We start from the raw sequence: 13,509 nt of genomic DNA, 5'->3' as shown, positions 1-13,509 counted from the left end.
TTGACTCTCCATTGAAACTAGCGGGTTAAATCTTTACACTGCCGCCATTCCAGATAAAATTTCGTCCCATATTGCATCATAACTAGGTTATAATAGCCGATTAGTGATTGTATGCGTTTACTATAAAGATAATTTAATGAAAGAATCTGTTTATCAAAAACTTGAAGGTTTAGTGGAACGTTTTGAAGAAGTTCAAGCCTTATTGTCTGATCCTGAAACTATTGCCGATCAAGAAAAATTTCAAAACTTATCCAAAGAATTTAAGCAATTAGAAGAAGTTACTGGGGTTTTTAACCAATATCAGGAAGCAGAAGAAAACTTTGCCACTGCTGAAGAAATGCTTAAAGATGATGATCCTGACATGCGTGAAATGGCGCAGGATGAATACAAAGAAGCGAAAAAAGCAGTCGAAGAAATGTCTGATCAGTTACAGATATTATTATTACCGCGTGATCCTAATGACGATAACAACTGTTTTGTTGAAATTCGCGCTGGGGCGGGTGGAGATGAAGCGGCAATTTTTGCAGGTGATTTGTATCGCATGTATACCCGCTACTGTGAAAAACAAGGCTGGCGTACAGAAGCCATGAACCTAAGTGAAAGTGAGCAGGGTGGTTTTAAAGAAGTGATCTTTAAAATCATTGGTGACGGTGTTTATGGCCAAATGAAATTTGAATCGGGTGGACATCGAGTACAACGTGTACCAGAAACAGAATCACAAGGCCGTGTACATACCTCAGCCTGTACTGTGGTGGTGATGCCAGAAATACCTGAATCTGAAGCAATTGAAATCAATAAAGCGGACTTACGCATTGACACTTTCCGAGCTTCGGGAGCGGGGGGGCAGCATGTTAACAAAACCGATTCTGCCATTCGTATTACTCACATTCCAACTGGGGTGGTAGTGGAATGTCAAGATCAGCGTTCACAGCACAAAAACCGTGCGCAAGCCATGTCAGTATTACAAGCAAGATTACAGCAAGCCGAAGATGAAAAGCGTCGTGATGAAGAGGAATCTTCTCGACGTAGTTTAGTGGCCAGTGGTGATCGTTCTGAGCGCATTCGCACTTATAACTATCCGCAGGGGCGTATGACAGATCATCGTATAAATTTAACCTTGTATCGTTTAAATGAAGTGATTGAAGGTAACTTGCAATTGGTGCTAGAGCCTATAATGCAGGAAAACCAAGCTGATTTATTAGCAGCACTTGCTGAAAATGGCTAAGTAAGCATTTTAGCTTGTCAATGATTAGCACTTTATGCCGATAAATATTGATACGATTGCCTCAGCGATAAATTATGGTAGCAGTGCACTGGCTGAGGTATCAGACAGTGCTAAGCTTGATAGTCAAATATTATTGGCGCATGTGTTAGCGAAAACAACAGCTTATTTGTACACTTGGCCAGAACAGCTGTTATCCCAAACTGAGCAACAAGATTTCTTATCTTTACTTGCAAAACGACAACACTGTGTCCCTATTGCCTACCTTATCGGTTATAAAGAGTTTTGGTCGTTAAACTTTAAAGTCTCTCCTGCGACATTAATTCCTCGACCTGACACTGAAGTATTAGTTGAGTTGGTGTTAGAGCATTATGCTGAGCAACAGCTTTGTTGTTTAGATTTAGGTACAGGCACGGGGGCGATTGCTCTGGCACTGGCATCGGAGCGCAATAGCTGGCAAATAGATGCCGTTGATTTTCAAGTGCAGGCGGTCGAATTAGCAAAAGAAAATGCAACTGAGTTGTCTTTATCACAGGTAAATATTTTTCAAAGTGACTGGTTTAGTGCCGTCCCAATAGGTAATATTTATCAGGTGATTGTTTCTAATCCACCTTATATTGATCCCCTCGATCAACATTTAACTCAAGGTGATGTGCAATTTGAACCTAAAAGCGCTTTAGTTGCAGAGCAGCACGGGCTTGCTGATATTCATAAAATTATCAGTCAGGCTAAAGATTATTTAGCCACCGGAGGTCGATTGTACTTTGAGCATGGTTATGATCAGGGGCCTGCTGTGCGAGAGCTGTTTGCAAAGCAAGCTTTTGAACACATTGAAACAGTAAAAGATTATAACGGAAACGATCGTATTACTTACGCAAGTTTTTATCATAAAAATAATAAAGAGGATTAACAACAATATGTTATTAAAACACTTACATATGATGGTCGCGTTTATCAGTGTTGCATTATTTACCTTTAGGTTTGCATTGACCTTAGCGGGGTCGGCACAATTATCTAAAAAATGGCTTAAAGTAACCCCTCATGTGATTGACACCTTATTATTATTATTGGGTGTGATCATGATGATGAAGTTAGCGTTGAATCCATTTGAGCAGCTGTGGCTAGGAGAAAAATTATTAGGCGTATTAGCCTATATTTTTACGGGGTATTACACCCTGAAACTAGCACGTAATAAGATGATGCAAGTTTTTGGTTATTTGGGTTCCATAGGCTGGGTGTTACTTGTGGTGCGATTAGCCATGACAAAACAACCTTTATTTTTTGTTGGTTAGAGCTTTAAAAATACAATTTTGCCCTTATTAATTAAGCATGAATTTAAAGGTTTAGTTTTATTTAAATGAATGATTTGTTGTTATCAGAATTACACTCTGAGCAAGAAGCGTTATTAGCTTCTTTAGTGCTTATTCAAGAGCATATTTTTGATGAAGTCGTATCGATTGATGCTTTAGTCGCGCCAATTATTAAAGAATGCCAATTATCAATTACTGGTATTGATGATTCAATGGCGCAAGCAGAATGTTTGATTAATGAACTCTATGTAGGGCAATTATTGCTTGATAATGATCGTTTGCTTTGGCCTGTGATCGCGCAAAAGCTTAATAAAGCGGTTGAGTATAAGTTAATAGCCCCTGTACTCAAAGCGGCACTGATCCAACATGTAGCCAATGCTTGTCAATTAGAAGCTGAATTGGTTTATGTGCCAGAAAAAGTAATGGTACGTATTATTTGTGATGATATGTACTCAATTATTTTTGATCCCATTTCCGGGGAGTCGCTCAGTGGACAAGAATTAGATCAGCGTTTAGATGAATTATCGGGTGAGCCGAGCCAGACATTTTTGCCACAAATGGAACGACAAAGTATTATTGTTGAATACTTAAGTGCACTTAAAGCATCATTAATTAATGAGTTACAATTTGACAAAGCGTTAAAGTGTGTGGATTTATTGTTAGCATTACGTCCAGATGATCCATTTGAGCGCCGAGATCGTGGTTTTTTGCTGCATCAGCTTGACTGTTTTAAAGTCGCCTATGATGACTATCAATATTTTGTGAAAGAGTGTCCACAAGATCCAGCAGCACAATTATTAAAATTACAATTAGATAAGATTACACTCACCGAAACCGTGCTACACTAGCCCAATTTTATAATAATTAGACAAACAACTTCTGGGAGAATTTATGTTTGCATCATCTTCAGCCACTGAAGTAGCTACTGAAGCGAGTCAACACACTCCATTAATTACTAACGACGCTACCATTTTAGGTATATTAGCTATTATGCTTGGTTGGGTATTTTATACTTCGCATAGCCAATCTGCTTTTTGGAAGAAATTTTATGGTGTCGTACCTGCGGTACTATTATGTTACTTCTTACCATCATTACTCAATAGCTTTGATATTATTAGTGGAGAAGAATCAAATCTTTACTATGTTGCTTCACGATATTTGTTACCCGCGTGTTTAGTTTTACTTACCATTAGTATTGACTTACCTGCGATCAAACGACTCGGTAGTAAAGCGATTATTCTGTTTTTAACAGGAACTGTCGGTATTGTCATTGGTGGGCCTATTGCTTTATTGGTTGTCTCCACTTTTGTGCCTGAGCTTATTGGTGTTTCTGGGCCAGAAGCTGCATGGCGAGGAATGACGACTGTTGCTGGTAGTTGGATTGGTGGTAGTGCTAACCAAGCGGCAATGAAAGAAATATACGGTGCCGGCGATGCAATATTCTCCACCATGGTGACGGTTGATGTTATCGTTGCGAATTTATGGATGGCAGTCTTACTCGTTATGTCGGGCAGGGCAGCTAAAATTGATGCGAAATCAGGTGCCGATATTTCTGCAATTGATGAGCTAAAAGAAAAGGTTGAACAATTTCATGCCAAACATGCCCGTATTCCAACACTTTCTGATTTGATGATTATTGTCGCAGTTGGCCTTGGGGTGACAGGCTTTGCGCATTTATTTGCTGATACTGTGACACCATATTTTGTTGCAAATCATCCTGAACTTGCGAAGTTTAGTTTTCACAGTAAATTCTTTTGGATGATCGTTTTTGCCAGTACTGTAGGTATTTTCTTATCGTTTACCAATGTGAGAAAACTCGAAGGAGCAGGAGCTTCAAAAGTGGGTAGTGCATTTTTATACGTGCTAATTGCTACAATTGGTATGAAAATGGACGTGCGAATGATTGTCGATACCCCCATTTATTTTGTCATTGGTGTTATTTGGATGCTAGTCCATGCAGGATTAATGTTATTTGTGGCAAAACTGATCAAAGCGCCGTTGTTTTATATGGCTGTAGGGAGTCAGGCAAATGTAGGTGGGGCAGCGTCAGCACCAATTGTTGCTTCAGCATTTCACCCGTCTCTTGCTCCGGTAGGTGTGTTATTAGCCGTTTGTGGTTATACCTTAGGCACCTACATGGCATGGTTATGTGGCCAATTTTTACAAGCGGTAGGTTAAGCTTAAATTTTAGGAAATGATATGACAATCAACAGTGTAAATATCGGATCGTTAACGGTTGCTAATGAACAGCCATTTACTCTATTTGGCGGTATGAATGTGCTTGAGTCACGAGATTTAGCAATGAGTATTGCTGAGCATTATGTCAAAGTGACTGAAAAGCTTGGTATTCCTTATGTCTTTAAAGCATCATTTGATAAAGCGAATCGTTCATCTGTCAACTCTTACCGTGGGCCAGGTATGGACAAGGGCTTGAGGATATTTGAGGAAATTAAAGCCACGTTTAATGTGCCAATTATCACTGATGTTCATGAGCCTTATCAGGCTCAGCCAGTTGCTGATATTGTTGATATTATTCAACTTCCTGCGTTTTTAGCAAGACAAACTGATCTGGTTGTTGCTATGGCAAAAACTGGGGTGGCAATTAATGTCAAAAAGCCACAGTTTTTAGCGGCACATGAAATGAAACATATTATTAATAAATTCGCTGAAGCAGGCAATGAGCAGGTGATTTTATGCGAGCGAGGCAGTTGCTACGGCTACAATAATCTTGTGGTCGACATGCTTGCAATGGACGAAATGAAATCAATGGCTCCAGTCATTTTTGACGCGACACATGCTTTACAAAAACCAGGGGGAAGAAGTGAGTCTGCTGATGGTCGACGTGCACAAGCTGCGCAGTTAGCCAGAAGTGGTATGGCATTAGGACTTGCTGGTTTATTTATTGAGGCTCACCCTGATCCAGAGCAAGCTAAGTGTGATGGTCCTTGTGCATTACCGCTTGATAAGTTGGCACCATATTTAACACAAATGAAGGCGATAGATGATTTGGTTAAAAGTTTCGAACCATTGATCACAGATTAAGCTTTGAATCTCGCTTTAAGCGTGTTTTTCGATGAGTTAAAAAAAAGGGTGCCTAGAGAGCACCCTTTGTTTTTTATGCGCGAGCATCTTATTTCACTATAATAGCTCTAGAGAAGCTATCAGTGACTTCAGTGTATTGCTTGGTTGGGGGGAAACAATACTTGAATTATTGGTTTATTCTGCTGTGATTAACGCCTTAGCCATCATACGCTTAGTTACGCTGCTTTTCTTTGCCTTTGCTAGCGTTAAACGAGAGTCTGTTGTGACTAATGTAAGGTTTAATTGCTTAATAGATTTCGCTAAATCGATTTCTACTGATTTCACTAATTCACTAGTATTAATTGGTTGTAACTTTGTAATGCTAGTAGTGAAAACGTCAGTGGTTTTTGCATTAGCGGTTGCTGTGAGTAAAGCAACGGTAATGATTGAGAGTGTGTTAATTAATTTCATGGTCGTGTTACCTGTATAAAACGTCAAATATTTATATAGATGTCTTAGGACCTTTTCTTTGCTCTCTCGGGTGAATGATTTCTGTTTGATAACATTCGTTGCCTACCTACCTACTTTCTATATCACTGTAGGGTAAAGATGGTGTCCTTCATCTACAGGTAGAATAATAAGTTAATACTGGTAAAAAGAAAAATGACAAATTATAATGTTTTGTATTAGAAAAACTAATGGATTGGCTCGGTTGTTTATTGGTTAGAGTAAATATTCAATAAATTGTCATATTCATACTGTATTATAGGTGATATTTTGGCTATACGTTTACCTCCACTTAACGCCCTTAAAGCGTTTGAAGCATCCGCTCGCCAACTGAGTTTTACTCGAGCTGCTGAAGAATTATTCGTTACTCAAGCGGCGATAAGTCATCAAATTAAATCCTTAGAGGAGTATTTAGGGTTAAAGTTATTTATGCGAAAAAATAGAGCTTTGTTATTAACAGAAGAAGGGCAAGCTTATTTTTTAGACATTAAAGATGTGTTTAACTCAATCAATGATGCGACCGAACGGTTACTTGCGCGAGGAGCTAAAGGTGCTATCACGGTAAGTTTACAACCTAGCTTTGCCATTCAATGGTTAGTGCCACGCCTAACTCGTTTTAGTCAAGACAACCCAGATATAGATGTGCGTATTAAAGCCGTTGATCAGACCGACGGCTTATTGACAGAAGATGTTGATGTTGCCATTTACCATGGCCGAGGTCGATGGCCGAATATCCATGCAAATAAATTACATACTGAATATTTATTACCCGTTTGCTCGCCTTTATTATTAGAGGGGGAAAAGCCATTAACGAGTGTTGAAGATTTTACTTTGCATAATTTATTGCATGATACATCAAGGCGCGATTGGAAAAGGTGGTTTAAAGAAGCCGATATTAAAGCGACAAACGTTAACCATGGCCCTATCTTTAGTCATTCAGCGATGGTATTGCAAGCGGCTGTTTATGGGCAAGGGATTGCATTAGTGCAAGGAGTGTTAGCCAAACCAGAAATTGACGCAGGTCGTTTAGTGGTCCCTGTTGACCATAAGCTGATCAGTAAAGATGCTTTTTATATTGTGTGTCGTGAAAGTCAGTTAGATGTTGGTAAAATAGCGACTTTTCGTAATTGGGTTTTGGAAACCGTTGCTGAAGAACAAGAGCTTATTGAAGAAGATGACGAGCTGTTAGCATAGATGTGTGCGCTATTAGCTTAATACCCTTAATGCTCTCTATTAACAAAAGAGAGCAATTAATAATCGATAATGCTAGGAAGAGATAATGAACTCGCCATCTATCATTCAACAAGAAGTAACTAATGCTAAAGCGTACCTTGTATTTGCTCATGGTGCAGGTGCGGATAAATCGTCAGCGTTTTTAGAGCAAGTATCTGAGCAGTTGAACCAACGACAGTTTAATGTCTTACGTTTTAATTTTAACTACATGGATAAGCGTTTGGCTGATGGCAAACGTTACCCGCCAGAGCGCATGCCTAAGTTAGTCGATTGCTTTAATCAAGTATTAGCGAGCTTAGAAACAAGCTTACCGGTTTTTTTGATCGGTAAGTCGATGGGCTCCAGAGTAGCAGCCACTATCGCGAATCAGCCTGAGCAACGGTTTCGTGGCGTTATTTGTTTAGGTTATCCATTTCACCCTCAAAAACAGCCTGAGAAGCTTCGCCTTGAACCTTTGCAGCAAAGCTTGAAGCCAATTCTTGTGGTGCAAGGCACGCGTGATGCATTAGGTAATCAGCAAGAAATCTCAGAATATGATTTACCTTCTTCAGTGCAAGTTGAATTTTTAGCTGATGGCGATCATGATTTGAAGCCGCGTAAAAAGTCAGGTTACAGCCATGAGCAGCATTTGAGTTCAGCACTAGATAAAATAGAGGCATTTATTGATGAATGGCGTTAATTTTGCGAAGGTTTTATTGGTTTTGATTGCACTAAGTGGTGCGAGTTCGGTACTATTAGGCGCTTGGCTTGCACATGCTGGTCAACAGTTAATTTTGGCGGATAAAGCGCGTTTAGTTACGGCGCATCATTACCAAATAATCCATACATTAGCCGCACTTGCGAGTATATTGTCTTATCGAGTTAAATTATCTCGGGTATTACTTATTTCATCGTTGTTATTTATTGTTGGTATTCTGACTTTTAGTGGCAGCTTATATATGAAAACTTATACTGGCATTGATGATTTAGGTAAACTGGCACCATTTGGCGGCGTTATTTTAGCCCTAGCTTGGATTTTACTTGCTTTTGTTTCTATAGGTACTAAAGAAAAATGACATCAATAGTTTTATATTGCCGCCCAGGCTTTGAAAAAGAGTGTGGCGCGGAAATTCAAGAAAAAGCGGCATGGAATGAAGTCTATGGCTACTTACAACTAACGAAGAAGCAAGGTATTGTTTTTTTTCACCTGAACAACCCTGAAGAAGGTGAAAAACTGATGGAGCGGATACCGCTTAAACGTTTGATTTTTGCACGCCAGTGGTTTGTGAGTTTAACCGAGCGGATCGCTTTACCTGAATATAATCGTGTTGAAGCCATTTGTGAGCAATTAGGTACAGAGTGGCAATACGCTGATTTAAGGATGGAAACTCCCGATACTAACGATGGTAAAGCCTTATCTAAGTTTTGTCGCAAACTAGCGGTGCCTTTGCGTCAGGCATTACGCAAAAATAAAGTGCTGACTGAAAAAAATGATAAAAGTGGCGCTGTATTACATGCTTTGTTCTTTAGTGGTTCAGAAGTTATGTTAGGTTTTTCGCTTGGACATAATACTTCTCCTCATGTGATGGGCATACCGAGATTGAAATTTCCTAACCAAGCGCCAAGTCGATCAACCTTGAAATTAGACGAAGCGTTTTTACATTTTATTCCTAAATCTGAGTGGGAAACTCGATTGACTTCCGGAATGAATGCGGTTGACTTAGGTGCTGCACCAGGTGGTTGGACATACCAATTGGTGCGACGAGGTATGATGGTGACTGCTGTCGATAATGGCCCGATGGCTGAGTCGTTAATGGAAACAGGGCAGGTTAAGCATAAAATGTTTGATGGCTTTAAGTATGTACCGCAAAAGCAAAACGTTTATTGGTTAGTGTGTGATATGATTGAAAAGCCTCAGCGGGTGGCTAAGCTAATGGCTAATTGGTTATTACACGGTTATTGTAAAGAAGCGATGTTTAACCTTAAATTGCCAATGAAAGGACGTTATCAGCAAGTTGTTGATGATTTACAAACCATGAAGGATATGTTTTCGGAGCATCAAGTGAAATATGAGCTTTATGCTAAACACCTGTATTATGATCGTGAAGAAGTTACCGTTCATGCGCGACTGTTATCGCCTTTACCTCAGCTTTAATTTAATCCAGACATAAAAAAAACGGCTAATTAAGCCGTTTTTTTTATGTGCAATGTAATGTTGTCTTTATAGACGTTCTAACAATGCTTCTGTAAAGTCTGTCGTACCGTGTGTGCCGCCTAAATCACGCGTTGTGCGATCACCACTTTCGATAACATCAGTAATGGCTTTACGAATTGCATCCGCTTTATCAGCCATTTCTAAGTACTCTAGCATTTGAATTGCCGCTAAGATAACTGATGTTGGGTTAGCTAGGTTTTTACCTGCAATATCAGGTGCACTGCCATGTACGGCTTCGAAAATTGCACATCCTTTACCAATATTAGCTCCTGGAGCCATGCCTAAGCCGCCCACTAAGCCTGCACATAGATCAGAGAGAATATCACCGAATAGGTTCGTGGTAACGATCACGTCAAATTGCTCAGGGTTCATCACCAATTGCATACAGCAGTTATCAACGATCATCTCTGTTGATTCAATGTCAGGATAACGCTTAGCAACTTCACGAGCCACTTTTAAGAATAAACCTGAAGTTGATTTTAAGATATTGGCTTTATGTACTGCAGTGACCTTTTTACGGCCTTCTTTACGTGCTGTCTCATAAGCAAAAGTGACAATACGCTCTGCGCCTTCACGAGTGATCAGGCTTTTTGCTTCGGCTTCTGAACCATCTTCTGTCGTTGTTTGCCCTAAGCCTGAGTACATGCCTTCAGTATTTTCACGAATAGTGATGATGTCAATATTGTCATAACGTGCTTTCGTGCCTTTAAAAGAAAGGACTGGGCGCACGTTTGCATATAATTGAAATTGTTTACGTAAAGTGACATTAATTGAAGTGAAACCTTCACCTACTGGGGTTGTTAGTGGACCTTTTAAGGTGATTTTGTTTTTCTCAATTAATTTTAAGGTCTCTTCAGGTACGAGTTCACCATGTTTTTCTAAAGCTACTAAACCTGCGTCTGCATACTCGTAATCAAAATCACAACCTGCTTTATCTAATACTTTTATTGTTGCGTCGATAATATCAGGACCGATGCCGTCACCGGGTATTACTGTGATGGTTTGTTTAGCCATTGTTTTTTGCCTTTTTAAGTAGAAAATTCATTACTCCCACGCTTTTCTCGCTAGCATGGTCAATTGCGCTGGTTTATATCATGTTTTATGCGTGTAAGCCAGATGGAAAACTTTCGTTTTTACTAACAAATATTAACTAGATTGCATAGTGGTAGATATAACTTAAGCACCTTTAGTTTAGTCTATAGATTATAAGTTATTACCTGAATGCTTAATTTAACTAAGATCAAAAAATACACAATAAGACCTAAGTCGAGTATATAAAGTCAACGCGCCTTAGTTGTGCAGAGTATCTATTGGTTGGTTTTGTTTGTTGAAAGCGTTTTTTATGGTGTATTCCGTGATGATTTCATCTAAACCTTCATAATGTTCGGCTTTCGCGTACTCAATGAGTTTATTATTGATAAATAGCATGTAGGAACATTCATCTTGAGTCGTTAAGCCATCGGATTTTACGTGTTGAGTGCGATAGAACAATACTTGAAAGTTAGTGTTGTCGACTAATTTCGCTTCGGTGATATCTGGGCTACCGAGTTTCTCAATCGCCTGTTCGAAAGTAAATTTCCCTAATTTAAGACTATTAATAAATTGACGGTTATAGGCCTCACGATCTTTCCATTGCATGTTAGCAGGACTATCGTCGTAAAAGTTAACCACTAATGCAACAAAAACACCATAAGCAGCTAGTGCTAACAATATACGTGAGATAACCTTTTTACTCATTTTTAACCTTAAATAAAACACAGAACATTTTGACGTATAGGATAACTATATGTGAAAGTGAATGGAAGTGCTGGGCTGTTAAACCTGTAAAATGGAGCGTTAAACGCATTTATTGCTCATCGTTTGCTAAACGGATATCTTTTAGATTAAAGCCTAAGGGGATATTTTGTTTTAATTGTAATAGCTGTTTGCTTAGCTCAATTTGTTCAATATGGCGATCAAGCTTCTCTTTGATACTTGCTTTTAAATCATTTGCCACTAACAGCGCGTTCAGCGAACCATAGCTATTAAGCAGTTCAGACGCAGTGACTTGGCCAATGCCTTGAACACCAGGGATTTTGTTGGTTGTATCGCCTGTTAGGGTCCATAAATCGAGTAGCTGTGCTGGTTTTACGTCAAATTTATCTTTGACATAGCTTTGATCAAGGTAGCGACGGTTAAAATAATCATATACGTGAATGTTATGATTGAGCAGAGAAAGGAAGCATTTGTCGGTTGAAATGATCGTCACTTGTTGTCCACGAAGTGCTACTTTGAGTGCTAAGGTTGCAATGATATCATCAGCTTCATCTTCGTCAGGCTCTAATGAGTCAACTTGTTGTTCCATAAAGGCATCTTGAATCTGATGCAAACGCTCAGCAAGGTGTTCAGGCATTTTCTTTCGCCCTTTTTTATAATCGGGATATAGTTGGTAACGCCAACAAGGTTGCTTGCTATCAAAAACGGCTAAAGCATGCGTTGGTTGATGGATATCGATAATGTTGCTTAATGCTTTGCAACAAGCTTGCTCGGTATTAAACAGTACTTGCTGTTTGGTATTTTCAGCTAACTCGTTATTGAGAAGAAATGGCCGCTCTTGAACAGCATAAATACGCCTGATCAGGTTTAATGCATCAATTAATACCAAGTGAATTGACATATGATTAATCCCTGACAACTTGATAACACGGAATGTATTTACTGCCAGGTAATTTCATTCGTTGCTGGCAAACAAATGAGTTGAGCAATTCGTCCATTAATGCCATGATTTTTTTATCACCTTGAATGGTATAGGGCCCATGTTGACGAATTTGTTGAATACCATCCGTTTTGACGTTGCCTGCAACAATGCCTGAAAATACTCGTCTTAAATTAGCAGCCAATGTCGCGGTATCTAAATCAAAGCTAATTTCATTGGCGAGCATATTGTCATGGGTTGGAATAAAAGGGTGTTGGAAATCACTCTCGATTACCAGTGACCAGTTAAAGTGATAGGCATCACCTGTTTGTTTACGGTAGGTAAGTACGTCACTCAATCCAGATTTCATGGTTTTGGCTACCGCTTTAGGATCATCAACAATAATTTGGTATAACGCTTGAGCCTCGCTGCCTAGGGTAGCACCAATAAATTTATCTATTTGTTTAAAATAGTCTGCACTCTCAGCAGGGCCGGTTAAGATGATCGGTAATTGCTGCGCTTTGTTTTTGGGGTTAAGCATAATGCCTAAAATATAAAGCAGCTCTTCAGCTGTTCCTGCGCCGCCTGGAAAAATAATAATACCGTGTGAAATTCTCACAAAGGCTTCTAACCTTTTTTCGATATCAGGCATGATCACAAGTTCAGTGACAATAGGATTAGGAGGCTCAGCAGCAATAATGCTTGGCTCGGTTAAACCGATATACCGTCCTTTTGAGTTACGTTGTTTAGCATGACCAATATTGGCGCCTTTCATTGGGCCTTTCATTGCCCCTGGACCACAGCCAGTACAAATATTGAAATTTCTTAAACCAAGCTGGTAGCCGACTTCTTTGGTGTATTTATACTCTGACTCATTAATGGAGTGTCCTCCCCAGCATGTCACTAAGTTAGGGTCTGTATGGGGCATAATAACATTGGCATTTCTTAAAATATCAAAAGTCACATGGGTTATATTGACACTTTCTTCAATATTTTTTTGATAGCGGGTATTGGTGAATAAAATATCTCTTAAGACTGCCGATAAATGTTCTTGAATCCCCTTAATGATTTTGCCGTCAACAAATGCGTGTTGTGGTGGATTTTCTAACGCAATTTTTACTCCGCGTTCACGGCGTAATACCTGAATATTAAAATCTTGGAATTGCTGGTAAATTTCTTCAGCGTTATCTGTATGGCTGCCAGCATTTAAAACAGCCAACGAACAATTACGATATAATTGATAGAGTTGGCTACTTGCTGATTGCTGTAACTGTGCTACCTCAACCGGAGATAGTAGGTTCATATTCCCAACAGGATTAAGTTCTATATGCATAATAGCCTCCTATGA

At 39.3% G+C, this 13,509-nt stretch carries 15 protein-coding genes; 10 read left to right on the top strand and 5 right to left on the bottom strand.

The features are described from left to right. Window positions 1-136: 136 nt before the first annotated feature. From prfA to kdsA, 6 genes are all read left to right on the top strand, one after another. Entirely contained in the window at window positions 137-1,225 is a 1,089-nt protein-coding gene (gene prfA, locus IV514_RS06755; RefSeq protein WP_206484205.1) for a peptide chain release factor 1, read from the top strand. Between the two features lie 34 nt (window positions 1,226-1,259). Continuing rightward, entirely contained in the window at window positions 1,260-2,132 is an 873-nt protein-coding gene (prmC, locus tag IV514_RS06750) for a peptide chain release factor N(5)-glutamine methyltransferase (protein WP_206484204.1), read from the top strand. Window positions 2,133-2,139: 7 nt separating this feature from the next. Then, window positions 2,140-2,514, top strand: coding sequence for a SirB2 family protein (locus IV514_RS06745; protein WP_206484203.1), 375 nt, complete (start codon window positions 2,140-2,142; stop codon window positions 2,512-2,514). A 65-nt stretch (window positions 2,515-2,579) separates the two neighbouring features. Next, window positions 2,580-3,380 (top strand): tetratricopeptide repeat protein, encoded by an 801-nt coding sequence (locus IV514_RS06740; protein ID WP_206484202.1) that lies wholly within the window; start codon window positions 2,580-2,582, stop codon window positions 3,378-3,380. 43 nt (window positions 3,381-3,423) lie between these two features. Next, complete coding sequence (locus IV514_RS06735) at window positions 3,424-4,710, top strand: DUF819 family protein (protein WP_206484201.1); 1,287 nt, start codon at window positions 3,424-3,426, stop codon at window positions 4,708-4,710. A gap of 21 nt (window positions 4,711-4,731) precedes the next feature. Then, window positions 4,732-5,574, top strand: coding sequence for a 3-deoxy-8-phosphooctulonate synthase (gene kdsA / locus IV514_RS06730; RefSeq protein ID WP_206484200.1), 843 nt, complete (start codon window positions 4,732-4,734; stop codon window positions 5,572-5,574). Between the two features lie 174 nt (window positions 5,575-5,748). Here kdsA and IV514_RS06725 read toward each other — a convergent pair whose 3' ends face one another. Then, entirely contained in the window at window positions 5,749-6,024 is a 276-nt protein-coding gene (locus IV514_RS06725; RefSeq protein ID WP_206484199.1) for a hypothetical protein, read from the bottom strand. A 306-nt stretch (window positions 6,025-6,330) separates the two neighbouring features. Here IV514_RS06725 and IV514_RS06720 point away from each other — a divergent pair, with 306 nt between their 5' ends. The 4 genes from IV514_RS06720 to rlmM all read left to right on the top strand — a co-directional run bounded on the left by IV514_RS06720 (window position 6,331) and on the right by rlmM (window position 9,427). Next, window positions 6,331-7,254: a transcriptional regulator GcvA gene (locus tag IV514_RS06720; RefSeq protein ID WP_206484198.1), complete on the top strand. Its 924-nt coding sequence runs from the start codon at window positions 6,331-6,333 to the stop codon at window positions 7,252-7,254. Between the two features lie 85 nt (window positions 7,255-7,339). Beyond that, a complete protein-coding gene (locus tag IV514_RS06715; RefSeq protein ID WP_206484197.1) occupies window positions 7,340-7,972 on the top strand; it encodes an alpha/beta family hydrolase in 633 nt (210 codons plus the stop codon). Next, window positions 7,959-8,348, top strand: a complete 390-nt coding sequence (locus tag IV514_RS06710) for a DUF423 domain-containing protein (RefSeq protein ID WP_206484196.1) — start codon at window positions 7,959-7,961, stop codon at window positions 8,346-8,348. The genes IV514_RS06715 and IV514_RS06710 overlap by 14 nt, the downstream gene beginning before the upstream one ends. After that, entirely contained in the window at window positions 8,345-9,427 is a 1,083-nt protein-coding gene (gene rlmM, locus IV514_RS06705; RefSeq protein ID WP_206484195.1) for a 23S rRNA (cytidine(2498)-2'-O)-methyltransferase RlmM, read from the top strand. Before IV514_RS06710 ends, rlmM begins: the two co-directional genes overlap by 4 nt. 66 nt (window positions 9,428-9,493) lie before the next feature. Here rlmM and IV514_RS06700 read toward each other — a convergent pair whose 3' ends face one another. The 4 genes from IV514_RS06700 to ppnN form a co-directional block, all read right to left on the bottom strand. Next, window positions 9,494-10,501, bottom strand: a complete 1,008-nt coding sequence (locus tag IV514_RS06700) for an isocitrate dehydrogenase (RefSeq protein WP_206484194.1) — start codon at window positions 10,499-10,501, stop codon at window positions 9,494-9,496. Window positions 10,502-10,777: 276 nt separating this feature from the next. Next, window positions 10,778-11,224: a DUF3192 domain-containing protein gene (locus IV514_RS06695; protein ID WP_206484193.1), complete on the bottom strand. Its 447-nt coding sequence runs from the start codon at window positions 11,222-11,224 to the stop codon at window positions 10,778-10,780. Window positions 11,225-11,333: 109 nt separating this feature from the next. After that, complete coding sequence (gene xni / locus IV514_RS06690; RefSeq protein WP_206484192.1) at window positions 11,334-12,143, bottom strand: flap endonuclease Xni; 810 nt, start codon at window positions 12,141-12,143, stop codon at window positions 11,334-11,336. Window positions 12,144-12,147: 4 nt separating this feature from the next. Further along, window positions 12,148-13,494, bottom strand: coding sequence for a nucleotide 5'-monophosphate nucleosidase PpnN (ppnN, locus tag IV514_RS06685; RefSeq protein ID WP_206484191.1), 1,347 nt, complete (start codon window positions 13,492-13,494; stop codon window positions 12,148-12,150). Window positions 13,495-13,509: the final 15 nt, after the last annotated feature.

The organism is Thalassotalea sp. G2M2-11 (genome assembly GCF_017168195.1).
Lineage (GTDB): Bacteria > Pseudomonadota > Gammaproteobacteria > Enterobacterales > Alteromonadaceae > Thalassotalea_E.
The sequence above is the reverse complement of the archived record's forward strand: the minus strand, read 5'-3'. Positions and strand labels throughout refer to the sequence as shown.